The sequence below is a fragment of the Marinobacterium sp. xm-d-564 genome (genome assembly GCF_013283345.1).
In the GTDB taxonomy this organism is placed as follows: Bacteria; Pseudomonadota; Gammaproteobacteria; order Pseudomonadales; family Balneatricaceae; genus Marinobacterium_E.
In genome coordinates, this window is record NZ_WBYO01000007.1 from 71,106 (window position 1) to 93,993 (window position 22,888).

Annotated in this window: 12 protein-coding genes; 7 read left to right on the forward strand and 5 right to left on the reverse strand. The window is 47.4% G+C overall.

Annotated elements, in window-relative coordinates:
• Nucleotides 1-74 precede the first annotated feature (74 nt).
• A complete protein-coding gene (locus XMD564_RS08580; protein ID WP_173508151.1) occupies nucleotides 75-10,652 on the forward strand; it encodes a retention module-containing protein in 10,578 nt (3,525 codons plus the stop codon).
• A gap of 10 nt (nucleotides 10,653-10,662) precedes the next feature.
• Nucleotides 10,663-11,001 (forward strand): hypothetical protein, encoded by a 339-nt coding sequence (locus XMD564_RS08585; RefSeq protein ID WP_173508152.1) that lies wholly within the window; start codon nucleotides 10,663-10,665, stop codon nucleotides 10,999-11,001.
• A gap of 66 nt (nucleotides 11,002-11,067) precedes the next feature.
• Here XMD564_RS08585 and XMD564_RS08590 read toward each other — a convergent pair whose 3' ends face one another.
• A complete protein-coding gene (locus XMD564_RS08590; RefSeq protein WP_173508153.1) occupies nucleotides 11,068-12,993 on the reverse strand; it encodes an EAL domain-containing protein in 1,926 nt (641 codons plus the stop codon).
• Nucleotides 12,994-13,023: 30 nt separating this feature from the next.
• Nucleotides 13,024-13,659, reverse strand: coding sequence for a transglutaminase-like cysteine peptidase (locus XMD564_RS08595; protein ID WP_217364291.1), 636 nt, complete (start codon nucleotides 13,657-13,659; stop codon nucleotides 13,024-13,026).
• Nucleotides 13,660-13,885: 226 nt separating this feature from the next.
• On the opposite strand from XMD564_RS08595, the gene XMD564_RS08600 reads away from it, so the two are divergent.
• On the forward strand, nucleotides 13,886-15,295 hold the full coding sequence (locus XMD564_RS08600; RefSeq protein WP_173508155.1) for a TolC family outer membrane protein: 1,410 nt from the start codon (nucleotides 13,886-13,888) through the stop codon (nucleotides 15,293-15,295).
• Between the two features lie 109 nt (nucleotides 15,296-15,404).
• Here the strand turns inward: XMD564_RS08600 and XMD564_RS08605 are convergent, their stop codons facing one another.
• Nucleotides 15,405-16,553: an alpha-hydroxy acid oxidase gene (locus XMD564_RS08605; RefSeq protein ID WP_173508156.1), complete on the reverse strand. Its 1,149-nt coding sequence runs from the start codon at nucleotides 16,551-16,553 to the stop codon at nucleotides 15,405-15,407.
• 116 nt (nucleotides 16,554-16,669) lie between these two features.
• Between XMD564_RS08605 and XMD564_RS08610 the strand changes: the two genes are divergently transcribed.
• From XMD564_RS08610 to XMD564_RS08625, 4 genes are all read left to right on the forward strand, one after another.
• Nucleotides 16,670-17,311, forward strand: coding sequence for a FadR/GntR family transcriptional regulator (locus tag XMD564_RS08610; RefSeq protein WP_256415756.1), 642 nt, complete (start codon nucleotides 16,670-16,672; stop codon nucleotides 17,309-17,311).
• A 174-nt stretch (nucleotides 17,312-17,485) separates the two neighbouring features.
• On the forward strand, nucleotides 17,486-18,457 hold the full coding sequence (locus XMD564_RS08615; RefSeq protein WP_217363849.1) for a tripartite tricarboxylate transporter substrate binding protein: 972 nt from the start codon (nucleotides 17,486-17,488) through the stop codon (nucleotides 18,455-18,457).
• On the forward strand, nucleotides 18,457-18,894 hold the full coding sequence (locus tag XMD564_RS08620; RefSeq protein WP_173482061.1) for a tripartite tricarboxylate transporter TctB family protein: 438 nt from the start codon (nucleotides 18,457-18,459) through the stop codon (nucleotides 18,892-18,894). Before XMD564_RS08615 ends, XMD564_RS08620 begins: the two co-directional genes overlap by 1 nt.
• 3 nt (nucleotides 18,895-18,897) lie before the next feature.
• On the forward strand, nucleotides 18,898-20,400 hold the full coding sequence (locus XMD564_RS08625) for a tripartite tricarboxylate transporter permease (protein WP_173508158.1): 1,503 nt from the start codon (nucleotides 18,898-18,900) through the stop codon (nucleotides 20,398-20,400).
• 60 nt (nucleotides 20,401-20,460) lie between these two features.
• Here the strand turns inward: XMD564_RS08625 and XMD564_RS08630 are convergent, their stop codons facing one another.
• A complete protein-coding gene (locus XMD564_RS08630) occupies nucleotides 20,461-21,156 on the reverse strand; it encodes a response regulator (protein ID WP_173508159.1) in 696 nt (231 codons plus the stop codon).
• The gene (locus XMD564_RS08635; RefSeq protein WP_173508160.1) at nucleotides 21,149-22,738 is read right to left on the reverse strand and encodes a sensor histidine kinase; all 1,590 of its coding nucleotides are present in this window, start codon (nucleotides 22,736-22,738) and stop codon (nucleotides 21,149-21,151) included. Before XMD564_RS08635 ends, XMD564_RS08630 begins: the two co-directional genes overlap by 8 nt.
• Between the last annotated feature and the right edge of the window lie 150 nt (nucleotides 22,739-22,888).

A 22,888-nucleotide genomic window follows, 5' to 3' on the forward strand; every position in this document is an offset into this window, starting at 1 on the left:
CGATGTAGAGACATCCAGCTCAACCTAGTATGAGCTTAAAGAACTCTATAAAGCTCTCTTAGTAGGATTACATAATGGCCAACCCAGTTATTGCTACCGTTCAATCAGTTACAGCGCCGATCACTGTTCGTGATGAATCTGGCGCCCTTCGTCAAGTAAATACTGGTGACCAACTTCGCCTTGGTGATGTCGCACTCACCGAAAATGGACAGACAGCTACTTTGCAAATGACAGACGGCACTGTCGTAACCTTAAGCGGGGCAAAAGAGACACTCCTTTCATACGATCTAATGGCAACCACTGCAAGCTCAGCAGATGAAGCCGCTATTAGCGAATCTAGCCTAGATCAGCTTATTAATGACGTTCGTGATCAAGTGGCTACCAACACCCCAGAAGTAGACCAAATTCTAGCCGCACTGCAAGGGGATGGAACGATTGATAACTTGCTCGAAGAGACCGCAGCGGGTTTGACAGGTGAGGGCGAAGGGGAAGGTCACTCTTTCATCATATTAGATCGTATTGATGAGCAAATAGAGTTAGCACTCACCACAACCACCCCTTTTATTGTCACAGAAGAGCAAGTACCGTTCGAAGGAGTGCAAAGGGCAAGCTTTAATCTACCCTCTGAGAGTGATGTTGCACCGAATATTGCTCAATTTACCGATAACTTTGTCAATGGCGTAAGTTACACCACTTCGTCTGGGCTAACGGGTTTAACTGGTGATGCGGGTGAACCTGGTTCGTTTCGTTACAACGATGGCGACACTATTACCTTCTCAATTGGTGCAATAACCATTGCTGAATTCTCAGCGGGTCTAATTCAAGGTCCATATCTGTTTATTCAAGACCTCAAAGGCCTATCGCTTTCAGAAACCAATGATCAGTTTGTTGAGAACGTCGCGATTTTCCTTCAGGCATTAGATTCAGACCTTGACGATGGCAACAATCAGGATGGTCTTCAGACACAAGACATTAGTGCTGAAGAGGCGTCAGCTGCTTTCTCTAATAATATTGAGATTACCGCCGCGATTCGCACTCTGTTCGAAAACTATGTTGACCCAGCAACAGGTCAGGCACTCAACCTGATGAACTCTGGTAAAGGTCAGGTTTCAGATGCGTTATCCAAAGCCGGTGTCGAATTTACCGCTAAGTCTGAGATGGAAGGTGTCTCCTACGAAGTAAACAGTGCCAATGGCGGAACGGTTGTCATTGACGAGGACGGTTACTTCACCTTCACGCCAAATGATGATTCCAGCGGTGAGCAGTCATTCACTTATACCGTCACCAATAATTCAGGTGATACCGTCGAGATGACGCGAGTGGTTAATCTGTCTGACGAAGATACATTAACAGGCAGTGTGCGCATGAATAGCTTTGAGACACTCGCCATGCAGCATGTTCAAGAGACGATCGGTGAACTAGCCGGTGATCGCGCGCCTGAAGCTATGGACGCTCGTACCGAAGATACCTGGGGCGAGTTTTTGGAAGGGACAGAGTCTGACCGAGTTGTTAATTACAGCACAGCGCCTGAAGCGCTTCAGTTTGACGATGCGGGTATTAAGTTCGTTGTAGATGCCTCAATGCTGGCTTACGGCTACGTACCTAAACAGATCAACGACGACTCCATGATGAATAACATGGATCTATCTGATGTGAGTGTTCGTCTGCTCGATAACGATGGTGCGCCCATCGCAAACAGAAGTCTGTTCATTGAGTTTGATGCCGAAACCAAAACAGGTGTCGTTACACTTACCGCAGACGATGATACGAGCCTTGATGAATTAGCCGTTGAAGTGGCTGACGGTCTTCTTGAGAACCTAGCCTTTGATTACACCATATGGGACTGGACAGTACCCGTAAAAGTTGAGGGTGCTGGCGCTATCGACGCCTACAAGTCACACCTCTCTGCTAATCCTACTGATATTGTAGAAGATGGTGTTTACAGCCAGTTTGTAGTCAATAGCACACTGGCTTTTGATGAAGCACAAAAACTAACGGTTAAGTTCTCTCCGGAAGGGAGTGGAACTGATTTTGCAGAGTACTCAGACGACTTCTCAGTGCCGATCCAATATCGTAATGGTGATGGTGACTGGATCGATATGCAGGTGTTAGACGAAACCTACACCCGTGCAGACTACGATAAACCGCTCCCAATTTTTGAATTCGAACTGGCAGCAGGTTCAACCGCTGTAGAGATTCGAATTCCTGTATTCGATGACCCCTACATCGAAAACACAGAAATCATTGATATGTTGGTAGAGGGTGACAACTTCTATTCAGAGAACATCCAAGCAAAAATTCTAGATAACGACTCGGCCAACACAACACCTATCGTTGAAGTCAACTTTGCAGTGGTCAATGAAGAAGACGGTTACGCGAGCCTAACTTTCAGCCTAGTCGATCAAGACGGTAATTTAGTAACCGATACATCCGATACGACGATCACCTATCAAACAGCCGATTTGAGTGCTAAAGCAGGATTGGATTACACCGTTATTCCTAATGATGGTTACACAGGGACTGCGGTTATCGTAGCGGGAGTATCGACGGTTACCATTCAAGTGCCAATTATTGACGATTCAATTATCGAACAAACCGAGTTTTTCAAAGTTGATGTCCTATCGGTTTCAGATAATGCCGTTCTTGGTGACCCGGAAGCGTCGGTACGTATTTACGATAATGATGGCATGACCATCACAGGTGATGCGCAACAAGAGGGCACAAACATTACTTACACGGTCGTTCTATCATCAGAACTACCATCGGGTGAAAAGATCATCACCCTAACCCCAACCAATTCAGGTGCAACCGCCTCCGTAAATGACGACTATTCTTTAAACTCAGTGTCTGTCACCTATACTGATGGCGATCTGAATACCCAAACCATCTCAGCCAACAGTGATGGATCATTTACTCTCCCGGACGCGGTGACTACTTTTCAAGCATCTTACTCAACGGTTATTGATAACACACCCGACGGTGGAGTAGACACATCCCGGGATGAAACCGCACGCCTACAAGTGCAAGTTGAATACCAAAGCGGCGATGAAACACTGACAATCACAGGGCTGGGTGAAGCGACTATTTTGGATGCTAATTCACCCGAAGCAGATTCGGTTGAAGTGACGGGGGGCGAAGATGATTCTTCCATCACCATCACACTCGTCGGCAGCGATATCGACCTCAATGACAGTATTGAAACCTTCACTCTAAGCAACTTGCCTGCAAACGGTACTTTGTACACGGATGTAACGTTGACCACATTAGCTGTTGCAGATACGAGCTATGCTGCGAGTGATGATGAGCTAACTCTATATTTTGTACCCGATGAGAATTGGAACGGCGAGACTAACTTTAATTTCACCGCAAATGATGGTGAGTTGGATTCAGAACCAGCAACGGCAACGATCAAGGTCACGCCAGTCAATGATCGTCCTACAATCGACGTAACAGTGGCTGCAACATTTAATGAGAACGATGCGGTTGCGGGTCAAACGGTCGCGACGTTCAGTGCAAGTGATGAAGAAGATGGCACCTTGACGGTTGCTGCTGGAGACGTGACGTTCACAGGAACAACGAATAGTGCGGGGTACTACGCGTTCGATGGTGAGAACGTAGTTCTGACCCAGGCGGGTGTTGATGCGATCAATGCAGGTACTTCGTTGCCAGCGGTTGATCTGACAGCAACGGATAGTGGCAGCTTGACAGCCAATGCTAATGCGACACCAACGTATACAGCAGAAAACGATGGTCCAACAATCACAGTCAAAGTAGCTGCGACCTTCAACGAGAACGATGCGGTTGTAGGTCAAACGGTTGCGACGTTCAGTGCAAGTGATGAAGAAGATGGAACGCCTTCTGTCGACTTCACTGGATCATCTAATAGCGCGGGTTACTATGCAATCAGTGGTAATACAGTTGTTCTGACATCGGCAGGTGTTGCTGAAGTTAATGCGGGTACAACACTGCCTTCTGTGAACTTAACCGCGACGGATTCACAGGGGCTGACAGCATCAGATAATGATTTACCAAGCTACAACGCACAAAACGATGGTCCAACCATCACAGTCACAGCGGAAGCGACGTTCAACGAGAATCATGCGGTTGTAGGTCAAACTGTAGCGACGTTCACGGCCAGTGATGAAGAAGATGGCACATTAACGGTTGCTGCTGGAGACGTGACGTTCACCGGAACAACGAATAGTGCTGGGTACTACGCGTTCGATGGTGAGAACGTTGTTCTAACTCAGGCGGGTGTGAATGCGATTAATGCCGGAACCACCTTGCCAGCGGTTGATCTAACGGCGACGGATAGTGGCAATCTGAGCGCGAATGCTAATGCGACACCAACGTACGCTGTTCAGAACGATGCACCCAATATCACAGTTACAGCCAATGACTTTATTGAGGATGCCGGCGGTCTAGTGGCCGGCACGTCAGTGGCGGGCACATACACCACGTCTGATGAAGAGGGTGATACGTTAACTGTGACGTTCAATACAAGCAGTGACCATTACACGCTAGGTACAGGAGCTGATGCAGGAAAAGTCTTACTCACTCAGGACGGTATCGGTGTGATCAATGCAGGTGGTGACCTGGATGCGATCTATCTGAAAGTGAGCGATGGTTTGCTGGGTGATAGCGACAGCGATACGCCAGTCGTAACACCTGTGAATGATGCGCCTACGTCAACCGATGACAGTGTGACCACTGATGAAGACGTGGCTAAGGTGTTGTCGATCGATGATTTTGGAACCTACTCAGATATAGAAAATTCGGCGATATCATCAATACAAATTACGACGTTGGAAGATAATGGTCGTCTGGAATACGACAATAATGGTACTTGGGAAGCGGTGACGTTAAATCAGGTCATTACAAAAGCAGATATTGATGCTGGCAAGCTTCGTTTTGTCCCCGATGAAAACGAGAATGGTGCTGCCTATACAACGGTCGGATTCAAGGTTAATGATGGCACAGACTTCAGCGTTGACGCTTATACACTTACGGTCAATGTAACACCGGTCAACGATGCACCAACCCTATCACCAGGTAGAATTATCCTCTCTGAAACCTTTGAAAGCACAAATGGTTCTGATATCGAATCCCGTCCTAATGGTTGGTACGTAGAAAAAGGGTCAAACAATGAATTTACGGGCAGTAGCGGTGTGATGTGGACCGTAGATGCTGCGGGTATCGAGATACAGGGTAATGTCGGTGGATCCGCTGCTTATGAGGGTTCACAGCATGCAGAATTGGACAGTCATGGTAATGATACTGATGTTAAATTATCCACCACTTTTGATGCTCAAGAGGGAGAGATTCTTTCACTGACATTCGCTTATAAACCTCGCCCTGGTGTGGAAGATAGCAGTGATATGAAAGTAACTCTTGGTGGCAAAGAGGTTAGCATCCTATCCGATAGCAATGGTGATATCTCTTTTGTTGACTCAGATGGTGTTACAGCTAGTCAAACTGAAGCGGGTAATGGTTGGACACTAATTACGCTGAATTATTTACCATTAGAAGAAACGGATAATATTGAACTTAAATTTGAGGGTTTAGAACCGGAGGGTGTTCAGGATTCAGTGGGTGCCTATATCGATGATATTCAATTAGTTGCTAATACAGTTAGCAGCGCTTCAATTACTGAGATTGAAGACAGTAACCCCCTTGAAAATATTGCGGTTCACTCGTCTCGCGGCCAAATAGCCTTTGAAGATGTTGATCTCACTGATCAACATGACGTGAAAGTGAGCACAAAAGTTAAAGACGAATCGGACAACTTCATTACATCCCCACTTGGCAGCTTAACGCTATTAGACAATACCAATAATACGGATGGAACGGTGGAATGGGTGTTTACCGTTGATGACTCAGTTATCAATCATTTGGCAGCAAATGAGTCACTGACACAAGTCTACACTGTTACGGTTGATGATAAGAATGGCGGCAAGGTTGACCAAAACATCACAGTTGTCATTACGGGTGTCAATGACGCTCCAGAGATCACAGTCACAGCCAATGATTTTATTGAGAATGCCGGCGGTTTCGTGGCCGGCACGTCAGTGGCAGGCACATACACCACGTCGGATGAAGACGGTGATGCGTTAACGGTCACGTTCAATACAGCGAGCAGCCATTACACGTTGGATACGGCTAACAACCAAGTGTTGCTGACGCAAGCCGGTATTGACGTGATCAATGCAGGTGGTGACCTGGATGCGATCGATCTGAAAGTGAGCGATGGTTCGCGGGATGGTATCGGCAGCGATACACCTGAGGTGACTGAAACGAACGATCCGATGACGTTCAGCATGAGTGCGCCAGTAAGCTTTACCGAAGGTACAGCGGCAGTAGGAGATTCGGTAGCGACAGTTGCCTCAGTGAACGACCCTGATGGTGGTGCGATTACCTACACGATTGATGACACCACAAATTATGCCATTAATAGCAGCACTGGAGCCGTGACGTTGACAGCAGCGGGTGCGGCGTTGGCAAATGCGGATACGGGTGCCGACTTGCCACAGTTCACGGTGACCGCAACGTCTGCAGGTACCTATGGTTCAACGGCTGATGACAGCGTTGATCCGTCTGTGACTGAAACGAACGATCCGATGACGTTCAGCATGAGTGCGCCAGCAAGCTTTACCGAAGGTACAGCGGCAGTAGGAGATTTAGTTGCGACAGTTGCCTCAGTAAACGATCCGGATGGCGGTGCGATCAGCTATAGCATCAGCGATACAACGAACTACGCGATCAACAGCAGTACAGGAGCCGTGACGTTGACAGCAGCAGGTGCTGCGTTAGTGAATGCTGATACGGGTGCCGACTTGCCACAGTTCACGGTGACCGCAACGTCTGCAGGTACCTATGGTTCAAGTGCTGACTCTAGTGTTGATCCTTCTGTGACTGAAACGAACGATCCGATGACGTTCAGCATGAGTGCGCCAGCAAGCTTTACCGAAGGTACAGCGGCAGTAGGAGATTCGGTAGCGACAGTTGCCTCAGTAAACGATCCGGATGGCGGTGCGATCAGCTATAGCATCAGCGATACAACCAACTACGCGATCAACAGCAGTACAGGAGCCGTGACGTTGACAGCAGCAGGTGCTGCGTTAGTGAATGCGGACACGGGTGCTGACTTACCTCAGTTCACTGTGACCGCAACGTCTGCAGGTACCTATGGTTCTCCTGCAACTGACAGTGTAGATCCTTCTGTTACCGAGACGAATGATGTACCTACCATCACTACTGATTCAGGGAACACGAACAACGCTAATGATGTTGTTTATGAAGCTGGTTTGGCATCAGGCTCAGGCATCGGTCCAACAACGACTTCTGCAGGCGGTACGATCACTTTTGCGGATGCAGATGGGTTGGATGACATTGCATCAATCAAGATCAATAGTGCAACTTACACGGTTTCAGAGCTAAATGATGCAACTGCCGGAACTCCTCTGAAAGTGTTAGGCGAGAAGGGCACGCTGAGCATCACGGATTACACTGATGGTGTAGCAACCTACAGTTACACTTTAAACAGTGCGGTCGATCACGAAGCAGGCGCTAGCACACAGGAAGAGTTCACTCTGACTCTCTCAGATGGAAGCTCGAGTTCAGACCCTGTATCGATCGGGATTGATATTGAAGATGATGCTCCGGTTGCTAGATCAAATGCCAATGGTGTCATAGACAGTAACAATGTCCAACGAACGGACCTTGGGTTCACTGTTAAAGCATTTAATCCTGATGGTACTGATGGGGTCATTGGATACCAGGCTAATCCCAAGGGCTTTGGCGTGGTTGGTAATGTTTCGGGCGCGTCTGTTGAGCTGGGGGCTGATAGTCAGAGAAGCGAATCAATTGTTGTTACTTTTGATACGCCAGTGTCATCAGTTGATTTAGTACTAGCTTGGCAAAATGGTCGAGAGCACGCCATTATCGAGCTTTTTGAGGGGGATACAAATGTAGGCACCCATATAATCGAGGGTGGCACAGATAGAATCGATGAGATCGGTACTCTAACTGCAGACGAGAATCAAAGCTTTACAAGTATTCGTTTCTCTGCCCCAACGGGCGGTGGTCATGACTACCTAATCAATTCGATAGGTTTTAATCAAGGTGCTGTTCAAGAAGGCGCTACACTAACCGTGACTGCTGAGAATGGCGTATTGGAAAATGATGAGTCGGGTGTAGATGGTTACAACAGCCCCCAGATAGTAGGTGTTGTGTCAGGCTCTTCAGCAGGCACTGATACAAAAAATGATTCAGTAGGAAATGTGATCAATGGAACCTACGGCCAACTTACGCTGAATGCCGATGGTAGTTATGAATATCAATCAACCTCAAACGCAGTAACAGCGGATGCAACGGATACGTTCACGTATACAATTCAAGATGCAGACGGTGATTTGGACTCAGCGATTCTATCAATCAACATTACTAATGTTACCGCTGTAGCCAATGTTGCACCAGAGGTCACAGTCACCGCCAACGACTTTACTGAAGATGCGGGCGGTCTCGTGGCCGGCACGTCAGTGGCGGGCACCTACACCACGTCGGATGGAGACGGTGACACGTTAACGGTGACGTTCAATACAAGCAGTGACCATTACACGCTAGGTACAGGAGCTGATGCAGGAAAAGTCTTCCTCACTCAGGATGGTATTGATGTGATCAACGCAGGTGGTGACCTGGATGCGATCGATCTGAAAGTGAGCGATGGCTCGCTGGATGATACCGACAGCGATACGCCAGTGGTGACTGATGCCAATGATCCATCCGTACTTACCGCAGACACAGCCTCAACCAAAGAAGACGTCGCCGTATCTGGAAATGTTCTCTCAAACGATTCTGATGAAGACGATGTATTATCTGTTGCTTCTTTCTTAATAGCGGGTGAAAGCGGTACGTTTACCCTCGGCTCAGATTATTCAATTTCTGGTATTGGTGTATTAAATCTTGCTGCGGACGGTAGTTACACTTTCACTCCTTCAACCAACTGGAATGGTTCAGTTCCACAAGTCACGTATACAACTAATACGGGCAGTAGCTCTACCTTGGATATCACTGTTGATCCTGTTGCTGACTATGTCACGGGTTCAATGCAGATCAAGATCGGCAGTGAGCTAACTTACGATATTACAGGCGAATATGACGGATCGGATTATGTGACCGATTCAGGTGTTATTTTCTCGCCGGGTGATGGAACAGATCTCAATATCAGTGGTGGACTAGGTGTGGGTGTTGATTCTAGTAACGGCAGCGGTGACCAAAACAGGATAGATATTGGCGAAACCGTTCATGTGAATTTTGATAATGTTCAAGCGCCAATGAGCTCATTCACCGTATTTACTAAAAACACTAAAAAAGACACTTTGTCATTTGATGTAGGTTTAAATACGAAAGATATGGATTCGAGTGACTTTAGTCTATCAGGCTCAATCGCTCCGCAAACTTTGGATTTTATTTCTTCTAACGGCAACGATGAGTACTTGAAGATAGAAATCACGGTTGCTGGCAATAATGGTTCAGCAATATTTGATGCTGGTTATGGAGTAGATGCAAACGATGAAGAGATTACGTTTAACCATGCCGATAATTCTTGGTCTTTAAGTTCAAGAGACCTCACTGCTCTGGGGACAATTTCAAGTGTTGTAGTAAGTATCGATATTGACGGTTCAAAAGTTAATCTCACTAACGGTGGAGATAACTTTGGTCTAAATTTTGATGATCAGACGCTAGCAAGTATGGTTATTACTAATACCAGTGAGTTTGGAAATTCAGGCGATGGCTATCAGATTGATGATTTGATATTCAGCCCGGGTACTTATTACAGTAAAACTTATGCGATTGATATCAGCGCACAATTGGTTGAATCAGTGGATGAGAGTTGGACGGGTCCGGTTACCTTAAGCGGCTTCCCTACGGGTAGTATCTTGTATTATGTGGATGCGAATGATGTTGTTGTAGAAATAGCATCAACCAATGGTGCAGGCGAAGAGTTCGTCATCGAATCTTCGGTTTATGGTGCTATTTTGGATAACTCATTTGACGCAGCCAATGAGACCTTTGCAGACAAGCTCTTCATTAATACACCTGAAGCATTAGATCCTAATTTCATTCCAGATTTCATTGTCTCTACTTCAGAAAGTGGCGTTACTGATGCGCGCTCAATACTTGGCGGCACGGGTAACTCAACATTTGTCGGCTCTGATAATGGTGACAACATCGATGGTGGTGCTGGTGACGATACTATTATTGGTGGTAAAGGAGAAGATATTCTTACCGGTGGACTCGGTGACGATGTGTTCGCATGGACTCTTGCCGATGCAGATGGTGGCAATGACACAGTCACAGACTTTGGCACAGGTTCAGATGGTGCTGATAGCGGTACCGGTGTTGATGCTTTGGATCTAGGGGAATTACTACAAAATGAAGATGGCTCTTCTGCTTCGAATTTGTTGGGATATATTCACATTTCAAAAGTAGGTGACGATACAATCGTTAAGATAGATGCTGATGGTGGAAGCGATTTTGATAATTATGATCAGCAGATTACCCTTGAAGGCATGGATTTAGTAACAGGCCATGATGATCAAACAGCCATGATTAATGATCTGCTATCAAACGGCAAACTCATTACAGACTAAGGAGCCTAATATGCCCTACATTAAACGAAATGAACGCGGTGATATTGTGGCGGTGTCTGAGGAGGCGCTGCCGGGTTTTCTTGAGTCTGCTGAGTCGGATGACAGTGAGATTATGGCATTCAGCTCCTCAATTGCAGGGCAAGAGCATGTTGAGCTTAGCCGTTCTGATTTAGACTTTGTTCGTGTGTTGGATGACGTGATTGAGCTATTGATGGCGAAGAATGTGATTCAGTTTACAGAGCTGCCTGATGCGTCCCAAGCGAAGATGTTGATGCGTCGTCGCTTGCGTGATGGCCTGGATAATAAGTTAGATCTACTACCAGAAGATGAAAAGCTACTTTTAAAATGATTCGCATTGTGCGAATTAAATTAGAAAGGTCTTACAATCTTATCCGCCGATAAAAACCACCTTGGCTTAATCGCTTAGGTGGTTTTTTGCTTCTGGCCCTGCACCTGCATCTAGGCCAAGTTCATTAAGGATGTTCCACTCTTCAGGTGTCTGAACCATGGCAGCAATGGCCGTAAAGCCGATTGAGTGAAGCACCAAGCAGAGTGCACGAAGCAGTGTTTGGTTCTGCATGTCTTTATCAATATTACGAATCAAAGAGGCGTCTATCTTCACATAATCTAGGCCAAGATCATGCAGTGCACTGATGCGCTCAATATCCTGTCCTGCGTGTTTTATACCTACACGCACACCCATCGGTTTTAGGTTTTGAATAAGCTCTTTAAACGCGGCAATGCGTTGGTGTGCCCCTTGCTCTGGTATCTCAATAGACAATCGACTTGCTGCTTTGGGTACTTCATTGAGTGTATTGATCAACCACTGTTTGAAAAGGCTGTCATCAAGAGACGCGGGCGTAAGGTTCACAGCAATAGCGCTATCACTGTTTTCAAGTGTTTTGATGGCTTGCTCAATGAGTGCTTTGTCAAAATCAGCGGTACGTTTTAGACGTTGTAGCCACGGGATAAATTCACCAGCTTGGATGAGTGAACCTTGTACGTTCAGGCGAGCTGCGGTTTCGTTATGTACCAGGTTGCCTTGCACGGATACGACAGGGAACTGAACTAAACTAAACGCCTTTGTGGTTAGGGCATCGCTGATCAACGCACTCCAGTGCTCAGTACTGTTATTTCCCTGTACATCACTCTGACCAAACGACTCTATGATCACTGGGTCTATTAAAGATTTTATTTGGGCTTCTTGGATTTTGGTATCCAGTATTGTCATTAGCTCCGCTAGTGTGCTTTTAGGCGAATATTGAGCGGCGCTCATAGGGATGGTATCGAGGCTATGTACATCAAGTCTGCGTGCGACCTCTTTAACTTTTTGCTGAAGCTCGGTTGCTAAATGACTTGGGTTTTCATTGCCGGCTGCTAAGAGTGCAAAGTCGGAGCCGTTCAATCTACCTGCTGCCCAGTCACTATTTTTGACAACATAATCACTAAGAGTATCACCGATGCCTGCAAGCAATTTGTCTGCATCTATGCGACCTATTTCGCGGTTTATCTCTTGTAGGTTCGGTATGCGGAACAGTATTACTGCCCCGTTAGATGATTCGTCATCATGGCCTAATGCAGCCGATAATTTACCCATGAACGGGTCGCGATTGAGTACTTTGGTGATTCTGTCTAACTGTGCATTTTTGCGCCACTGTTCTAGTCGATCTGTCTCTTGTTTAAGCATCGCTTGAATACGATCAGACAGGCTATTCATTGATGAAACTACGGACTTGAACTCAAGCGTTTTAGGCTCTGGTGTTGTTATGAAACGGCGCTCGCTAATGGCTTTTGCTTGGCTGACAACGCTCGACAAGGGTTGGGTAATAACGCGTAATAACAAACTGCCCAGTAACCCTGCTAATGCAGCAGCAACGACAAAATAGCTAAAGAGTTTTTTGGTGCTAGACCAGAGCTCTGAGTAAGCAAAGCGATTGTGGCTCTCCAGTGTTAGCATGCCGACTTGAGTCCATCCATCTTGAATGGCAGCAGCCCCTGGTATGGCATTGATAGGAAAAAGCTCAATAAACCAATTGGGTGCTTCTGTTACTGGAGAGTTATCAGTGCGCTCTACTAGCGTAGTGCCGTCTGCTCCGGTCAGTTTAATCTCCTTGTAAAAGCCCGTATCGAACTGTGCAGCCAGCGTTAGCTCTAGCATGACTGGGTCTGCTTGCGAGCGACTCAAAGAGAGTGCAAGGGCGTTGACGTTATCTGAGTTTTTGATGGTTAACTGCTTCTCTAAGTAGTTTTTTGCAGATAAGCTGCTCACCACGAAGCTGCCACCAAAGGCGATTGCCATAAGCAGGATGATGCCAATCCATAACTGTTTAACTAATGACATAGCGAAGCTCCATTGGGTCATAAGAGGGCATTACTGAATTCCCTCATTTTGCATTCGTTCAAGTAGGTCACTCCAGCGTGATAATTTAGAGGCTGGATCATTCGAAGCGGCAGTAGTTGATCCTCCGACCCAAATGCCTGCCGAATTGAAACTAAAGACAGGTGTTAGGTCTGGTCGGCTACTCGCCACTTTAATATCGGGTATCAAGTTATCTAAAATCAGTGGCGCTGAAGTGGGCTTTTCATAATAGCTCAACACCATATGAGCCTGGCTTACAGTGCTGTTTACACCGCCTATTTTGGCCTTTACGTAGAACAAGCGTAGATGCTCCATAGGCATTCCGGCTAATAAAAGAGTAGTGTATTTAGCAATCGTAAAATCTTCGCAATCACCTTTTAAAACTCCCATGGTTTCTAAAGGGGTCGCCCAGTAGTCACTCTCTTTCCAGTTATAGATGTCATCAACAAACAGCACTCGTTTGTTAAAGAAGTCGTTGACCGCCTCTAGCTTTTCTTCGTTCGCAAGGGGGCTGATCTCACTAATTAGATCCTGCCAGTCATTAACCGTTGCAACAGCCTTGTCGCCGTATCGCTCTTTAGCGATCTCTAAAATGCCTACATAGTCTGTTTTAGCTAGCACGGTTGTCAGAGTTAAGGCAAATATCACACCTGCAGATCGGTTGAGCGATCTACGTATCCAGTTCGATTGGAAAAGTGGGTGCGTGAGAGTCATAAAACGTGGTTCGGTGGCCTTTTTATATAAATATTAGCAATTTGCGAAAAGTTGGCCTGCAATTTGCAATCGTTTGACTAGACTTTCCTTAAAGGAAATATAGTCGCTGAATGGTATGAATACCAACTCAGCAACACGATTAATTGAATAGGAACTTAGAATGCATCGACTTTTAGCGATCTCTGTTTTCATGGCATCTTCATCTATAGCTGTACAGGCCAGTGAGATAAGCCTATTTGACAAAGCAATCAGTGAAGCACTGATCAATAACCCAAGTGTCAATGCAGCTTGGTATAACTTTGAGGCGGCAGCAGAAGAGCAGCGTTCGGCTGAAGGTGGTTACTACCCGAGTATCGATCTAGATATGGATGTGGGGACGCGCTGGTCTAAAAGCCCTGGTACTGGTTTGGATGATTACCACCATTCAACGGCAACGCTTACGCTGACTCAGATGATTTATGACGGAAACGAGACACGTAACCAAGTGGCTCGGTTAAGCCATGAACGCCGCGCTCGTTACTTTGAATTTAAATATGAGACCGAGCAGGCGGCTTTTCAGGCAGTTAGCGCCTATGCCGATGTGGCACGCGAACAAAAACTCTTAGCGCTAACCAAAGAGAACTACGTAGAGCACCGTAAAATTTACGATCAGATCCTAGAGCGCGTAGAGCAGGGCGTTGGTCGTGGCGTGGATTTAGAGCAAGCCAACGGTCGATTAGCTTTGGCAGAGACTAACTTATTGACAGAAGTTGCTAATCTGCACGATGTGTCTGCTCGTTACCAGCGCATGACTAACCTACAGCCAGAGGATAACCTTGAAGATATTACCCTGAATACAGATCTGATAGGTTCGGATGCTAATAGCGTCCTAAAAACGGCCTATCAAGAACACCCCTTCTTAATGGCCACTACTGAATCAGTCATGGCGGCTCAGGCTGATAAGCGAGTGCGTGAAGCGGCAAACCAACCTAAATTGGATCTGCGCGTACGCGATCAGCACGAGAGAAACCGCTCCGGGAACTCTGGAAATTATCGGGATATGGCGGTTGAGCTTGTGCTTAGCTTCAACCTATACAACGGAGGGGCTGATGCAGCCGCTATTCGCCAGTATCAAAAGGCGGCAACCAGTGCAGAGACAGAGCGCCTTGCTGCCTGTTATGACATTCGACAGGAGGCAATGATTGCCTTTAATGCAATCAATAATTTGCAAAGCCAGATTAGTCTGCTAGAGCAGAACGCATTAGCCATCAGCAAAGCGCGCGTTGCCTACCGTGGTCAGTTTGATATCGGTCAACGCACCTTACTCGACCTTCTTGATACTGAGAATGAGTACTTTGAAACGCGTCGTGCACTTGTGAATGCACAGAGTGATCTGACCATTGCAAAGGCACGAACACTCTCTTCAATGGGTCTGCTAGTCCGTTCATTTGATGATAGCTCTTTCTCACGTGTAGCCGATGATGTCATGGCTCCTTCAAATGAGGGGTACAGCCTATGCCCAGAAGAGCCATCACGACAATATTCAATCGACCGTGAAGCGCTTCTGAGCAGTGTTATGAGTGGTCAATAAGAAAAAATAGACTGCACTGTCTGAATTAAGAAATAAAAAAGCAGCCCTAGGGCTGCTTTGTTGTCTGTTCAGTACTAGATATTATCTCTGTTTAACCGAGCGATCCTTTTTAAAGTTCGCCTTTAATGACAATGTCATCTTTTGAGACTGAAGCAATATCACGATGCCCCATAAAGGCCATGGTCAATTCAGCCTCCTCATGGAAAATCTCTAACATTCTTGTTACACCCGCTTTACCCATAGCACCTAGGCCATAGACCATAGGACGGCCGACCAACACGCCTTTAGCACCCAGTGCGCGAGCACGTATCACATCTTGGCCAGAGCGAATGCCACCATCCATCCAGACCTCGATTTGGTTGCCAACAGCATCAACGATCTCTGGAAGCACGCTGATCGATGAGCGAGCACCATCTAACTGACGGCCGCCGTGGTTTGAGACGACAATGGCGTCGGCACCTAGCTCGATACACTTCTTCGCATCTTCAGCTTCTAGAATGCCTTTGATGATCAAAGGGCCATCCCAAAGTTCACGGAAGAACTTCAAGTCGTCCCAATCTAGGTTGGGATCAAAGGATCCGGCCGTCCATTTCATTAGATCGTTCATGTCATCAACGCCGGTCGCACAGCCTTGGATGTTGCCAAACTCACGATTTTTAGTCCCCAACATGCCGAATGCCCAGCGTGGACGACGTGAAATATCTAAAATGTTAGGGATAGTCAGGCGGGGAGGTGCGGTCATACCGTTGCGGTGGTCTGCATGGCGCTTACCGATCATCTGAAGATCCAGTGTAACAACCAGAGCGGAACAGCCTGCAGCTTTGGCACGTTCGATCAACTTCTTAGTGAATTCGCGATCTTTCTGAACGTAGAGCTGGAACCAGAAGGGTTTGGTGGTTGCTTCGGCTACCTTCTCAATGGAACAGATGCTCATGGTAGACAGAGTAAAAGGAACGCCAAAGGCCTCAGCAGCTTGCGCTGCTTTGATCTCACCATCGGCGTGTTGCATACCCAAAAGACCCACCGGAGCCATGGCTACTGGCATGGTCACATCCTGTCCCACCATTTGAGTCGCTAGGGTGCGGGGTGCAAGATCACGCGCCACGCGCTGACGAAACAGAATCTTGTTAAAGTCAGAGTCATTCATTGCCAACGTCTGTTGCGTCCATGATCCAGACTCACAGTAGCCTTGGAACATTTTAGGGACACGTTTGTGGTAGAGACGACGTAGGTCAGATAGTTCGCAAATTACACTCATTGAAGGGCTCCTTAACTTTTTTTGCACTCTATCCTGTTGCAGCGTACTCTTGCAGAAAATAAACACCACTTGTCAGACCAGTTATGTCGATCACTTCTTCTCTGTTATCGCTATTGATGGATACTACTCGAGCAGGCGAAACCCTTCCGTCTGAGTCGAGGTTAGCTGCTCACTTTTCAGTATCCCGAAGTGCGATTAGGGAGGCTATGTCAGAGTTGCTTGCCGCCGGTCTGCTCATTAAACAGCAGGGACGTCTAACTCGTCTGGTTAACCCTTTAGAGAGTGTGGTTCTTAATTTACCGGTAAAAGCAGATCCGACATTGAATGACGTTAGGGATGTGCTTGAGTTAAGAGCTTTTATTGAATCTGTGGCCGCTGGGTGTTGTGCTGAGAACGCTTCGAAAACGCAGATTGCAATCATTCGATCTGAGTTCGAGAAGATGCAGCTGCGGAGTCAAAAGAACACGACATTGATTCGCGCAAAAGCGGATCTTCAGTTTCATATGCTGATCGCTAAGTACAGCCACAATCTCGTAGTCGCTAGTTTAAGTGAGCTCTTCTACAACCGTTATTTTTCATCTATTTACAAGGCCTTAGATCTAACACTTAAACGTTATGGGCGATATCCTGAGCGGATTAATCCTCAGCATCAGCAGATATTCTCGGCTCTTGAACAAGGGGATCGGTTAGCCGCGCAGGAGGCGGCAAGAGAGCATGTGCTTTACACACGCTCTCTGTTGGCGTTCGCCCGTCAGTAGGCAATCCTGTTATTCCACACTATTAAGCCGTCTCGTGAACTTTATGAACAAAATGCTGTTTATAAAATTAATACTCCTTATCGCCACAAGCTTTTTCTTAAGAGTGGATTTTTCTAAATTCTTGTTAACTGTTCATCAAACTGCGATGTCAGTGTTCATAACAAGGAGAAGAAAATGAAACTAGCAAAAATTAAATTTCTAGCAGCTGGCGTTGCAATGAGCGTTGCCTCTTCTGCAATGGCGGCTGAGTGTATTGCACCTGCTAACCCAGGCGGTGGTTGGGACTTCACTTGTCGTCAAATCGGCAAAATCATGCATGACATCGGTGCCGTTAAAGATCCCGTTCAAGTCACTAATATGGCGGGTGCAGGCGGTGGTCTAGCCTACGCGCACGTGGTTAACGAGCGTAACGACGACGGTGATCTTATTGTTGCTGCTTCAACAGCTACAGCAACGCGTCTAGCTCAAAACGCTTACTCAGGTATGACGTCTGATCAGGTTCGTTTCCTAGGTGCTATCGGTGCTGACCCTGGCGTTATCGTGGTTGCTAAAGACTCGCCTTACCAGACTCTGAACGAGTTGCTTGATGATGTTATAGCGAACCCTGGTAAGCACGCCTTTGCCGGTGGATCAGCTGCAGGCGGTTACGATCACCTTAAAGTCCTAATGGCGCTGAAACGTAAAGGCTTCACGGATATCCGTAAGGTTAAGTACATCGCTGTTGACGGTGACGCTGATGCGATCACTCAGACAGTTGGTGGCTTCACGTCAGCAATGACAGGTGACATCTCAGGTGTTGTAAGCTTCATTAAAAACGGTGACGTTCGCGTACTGGCTTCATTCACTGACGAGCGTATCGAAATTCCAGGTCTAGATGTTGTGATTCCAACGGCTAAAGAGCAGGGTATCGATGTTGTCGCGGTTAACTGGCGTGGTCTCTACACTCCAAAAGGTGCGTCTGAAGCTTCTTACAACCAGTGGTCTGATGCGCTAGCTCAGGTTGCAGCCTCTAAAGAGTGGGCGGACGCTATGGAAGCAAACGGTCTTGTTAAGTTCACGAAAGTGGGCCCAGACTTCCAGAACTACCTAAACGGTGTGATGCAGGAAGTACAAGATATGTCTAAAGAGCTTGGTGTAATCAAGTAATGACAGATCGCATAACGGGGTTAATCGTCGTTGTGCTGGCGCTCGCGTATTTCGCGGGCGCCACTCAACTGCAAGAGCCTTTTTTCTCTGATCCACTCGGCCCAAAAGCCTTCCCGATGATGATTGCGTCGGTAGCGGTAATCTGTGGTCTTGTGATGATCATGAAACCGGATCAAGAGCCAGAGTGGCCAGGTTTAACAACCTTTATGCACATTGGCTTTGCAGTTGTAGCGCTGGTTTTCTATGCCTACACACTTAAACCGCTGGGTTTCTTAGTTTCAACCGCGATAGCCGGTACCGCTGTATCCTATCTGATTGAAGCTAGAGCAAAAAATGCTGTAGTGACTGGAGTGCTTTTCTCAGGAGCGCTGTTCCTGATCTTTAAGTTCATCTTCGGTTTAAGTCTTTTTGCGCTACCGCGCTGGTTGATGGGGTAGGGTATGGATATCTTTGCAAATTTGGCCATTGGCTTTGATGTGGCGCTCTCGCCTTTCACCCTGGCCCTTGCTATAGCAGGCTGTATCCTTGGAACGATGATCGGCTCTCTGCCGGGTCTAGGTCCATCGAACGGTGTTGCGATACTAATTCCTTTAACATTCTCATTTGGTCTAGATGCAACTCAGGCACTGGTATTAATGACGAGTGTTTACTACGGCGCCATGTATGGTGGTCGTATCTCTTCGATTCTTCTGAACATCCCGGGTGATGAGCCGGCTATGATGACCTGTCTTGATGGGTATCCAATGGCCAAATCAGGTCGCGCCGGAGATGCGTTGGTACTCTCAGGTGTCGCTTCGTTCGTCGGTGCACTGTTGGCGACGGTTGGTTTAATGCTGCTTGCGCCGTTGTTGGCTCGTGTGGCTTACCAGTTCGGCCCAGCCGAGTACTTTGCGCTCTACATGCTGGCCTTTGCCACCTTAGGTGGTATCGGTTCTAACAACCAGGCTAAGGCAGCATTAGCTGTCTGTATCGGTCTGGGAATCGCGACCATTGGTGTGGATGCTTCAACGGGCATGACTCGTTTTACCGGCGATAACATGCACCTGTTTGATGGTATCGACTTCTTGGTAGCCATCGTTGGTCTTTTTGCGGTCTCTGAAGTACTGGTGTTTATTGAGTCACACGGTAAAGACTCTGCCATAGGCGTGAAACTAGAGAAAGTACGTATTCCTTGGGCTGACATTGCTCGCACTAAATGGACCATGCTAAAGGCAACAGTGATCGGCTTTATTGCAGGTCTATTGCCGGGTGCAGGTGCATCGTTGGGTAGTTTCTTGGCGTACATGCAAGAGAAGTCCTCAGTACGTGACAACTCGCAGTTCGGTAAAGGTGATCCACGTGGTATCGCTGCACCAGAGGCGGGTAACAATGCGGCGGCAGGGGGGGCGTTAGTGCCTATGTTGACGCTAGGTGTACCGGGTTCAGGTACAACAGCCGTTCTGCTAGCACTTTTGATGACGTTGAATATTACACCGGGTCCCACGTTGTTTAACGACCGACCTGAAGTGGTTTGGGGTTTGATCGCCTCACTACTGATTGCCAACGTTGTACTGTTGGTGCTTAACGTCCCAATGGTGAAGATGTTCAGCCGAGTGTTACAGGTATCCCCTGCGATTCTGCTGCCAGGTGTGACCCTAGTTGCATTTGTCGGTATCTACTCACTGACCGGTAGCTACTTCGATCTACTATTGATGATTGGCTTTGGTGTGCTGGGTTACCTGCTACGCAAGATGGACATTCCTTCAGTACCGGTCATTCTGGGTATTCTGTTGGGTGGTCATATGGAAGTTAACCTTCGCCGTGCGATGGTGCTTTCTGATGGTGACTGGACCTATCTGTTCAGCAGTAACATCTCAGTCGGTCTATGGATTGCTGCTGTTCTTGGCTTCCTAGCGCCGTTCATCTTCCGTGGCAAGTTGAAACCACCTACGCAGAGTAACTAACCACGACAGGTTGGTAGAAGCTCTAATAAAAAACGCTGATAAGAGTCAGCGTTTTTTTGTTTATAGCCCCTTGTAGCGCCGTTCGGGTCGGCCGACTGTGCCATAGTTAATATCGGCATTGAGTCGCTCTTGTCCCACTAGATATTCCAAATAGCGTCTCGCGGTGGTGCGGCTAGAGCCAATGCGCTCGCCTACCTGCTCTGCACTTAAAGAGTCATGACTCTCCCTGAACACCGCAACAATTTTTTCCAGTGTAATCTGGTCGATCCCTTTGGGTAGAGCTTCAAGTTTAAGGCTGCTGTTTTTGCTCTCTCTGTGACGCGAGAGCAGTTGATCAACATCTTGCTGGGAAAGTTCGTTAGCTTGATTTGAAAGGGTTTTTTTATGAGATCTGTACTGGTTTAAGGCGCCAGAGAGGCGATCAAACACTAAGGGTTTCAGAACATAGTCAAACACACCCAGACGCAGTGCCTCGGATAGGCTATCCACCTCTTTAGCGGCTGTGATCATGATGACGTCGGTTTGTGAGTCCCCTGAACGCAGAGTTTTAAGAAGATCTAAACCGCTTCCGTCAGGGAAGTGGATGTCTAACAGCACAAGATCCGGCTGAAAAACATCGAGCATATCTTGTGCGTCTCGGGTTGAGTGGCTAATGCCTATGACGTCAAAGCCATCGATGCGCTCTACAAAACGTCGCTGAATCTCAGCAATCTGTGGATCATCTTCAGCAATCAGTATTTTCAATGTATCAGACATCCTTGCCACTCCTTGGTAGATAGAGGGTAAAACGGCTTCCGCCTGAGTGTGAGGTTTCTACAGTAATGTGGCCACCTAGGGCTTCTATGGTCTCTTGCACTAAAAATAGTCCGATGCCACGACCTTCGCCTTTGCTGCTGACCCCTGAGGTAAATAGGTTGTTGATCTTGTTGGGATCAATACCCTCGCCGTCATCTTCGACTTCAATAATGATATCCGAGCCCATATCGGTCATTGATAGGCGCACCTCTTCGGAGTGGGCCGAAAGTGAGGCATCAAAAGCGTTATCAATTAGGTTGCCGATTAACGTCACCATCTGCTGTGATTCAATATGAGACGGAAGTTGGTGAAGCTGTGAACCCTCATCAATCTCAAGTGTCAGCCCTAGTTCATTCGCGCGATTGAATTTTCCGAGTATACAGCCTGCTACGACCGGATCTGCCACCGACTCTTTTAGCCAGGTTAACAGCTCCTGGTGCTCCTTAGTCTCCTGTCCAATAAGATCGAGCGCTTCCTGCTTGGCATCTAAACTAATGAGACCTGCAATGGTGTGTAGTTTATTGGCGTATTCGTGTGCTTGTGAACGAAGGGCTTCAGCATACTGGCGAATGCGGGTTAGCTTTCGGCTCACCTCAGTCAACTCATCTTTCGGGCGGAAACTGGCAACCACACCCACCACCTGGTCCTCTTTCACGATGGGTAATCGGTTAATGATCAATTGTCGGCCGTTGACGAGAGTCTCTCGATCGTACTCGGCTTCACCGGTCTCAAGCAGCATGGGCATTCTTGAATCGGGAAGTACCTCACTGAGTGGGCGTCCTGAAACATCTTGATCATCAATCCCGAGTGTTCTTAGTGCTGCTCGGTTAAAGGTGGTGATTTCACCTTTTGAGTTAATGGAGATGATCCCCTCTCGAACCGACTCCAGCGTGGCGTTTCGCTCTAGGAATAGGGCAGCGATCTCGTGAGGTTCAAGGTCAAAAATGGCAGACCTAAAACGGCGTGCAATCCACATGGCCAACATAATCGACACCAAGAGTAGGGCAAAGGTGCCAACGATGACGGTGCCTTGATAGTTAAATATGGTCTGGTCGATGGTTTTGGTTAAATAACCGACCGAAACCACGCCGACGATCTTGCCCTGATCATCCAGCACGGGTGTCTTGCCTCGGATTGACTCCCCAAGGCTGCCAACGGCTTTAGAGATGTAACTTTCACCAAGTTCCAGTGCGCGATAGTTATCACCACCCACCATCGGTTTGCCGATGCGTTCTGGTTTTGGGTGAACGAGACGTATGCCGTCGATATCACCAATTGAGATGAAACTGGCGTCGGTTGCTAATCTGAGGTCGGCTACAATGGCTTGGACCGCGTCACTATCACTGCGACTGACAGCGTCGCGAATAGAGGGGGTTTGAGAGATCATTGACGAGAGCTGCAGGGCGCGTTGACCGATCTGATCTTCGAGTGAATCCGCTAGATATCTTAGGGTGAAAATTCCCAACACAATCGCCTGCGTCAGGATCAATAGACTGACCAGTAGTGTTAAGCGGGTGCTGATTTTAAGGCGAGGTGCTTTCATCCCTGTGCTCTTATCATTTTTGTTGTCGCAATGATGCCACGATGCTTGATAAAAATCAGTCACTTCGTGGCTAACCATTGGGTTTTAAGCCGGATCAGGGTGGAGACTGGTTGGTTAGATCTGTATAATACTGCCCTTCAATTGAAACGC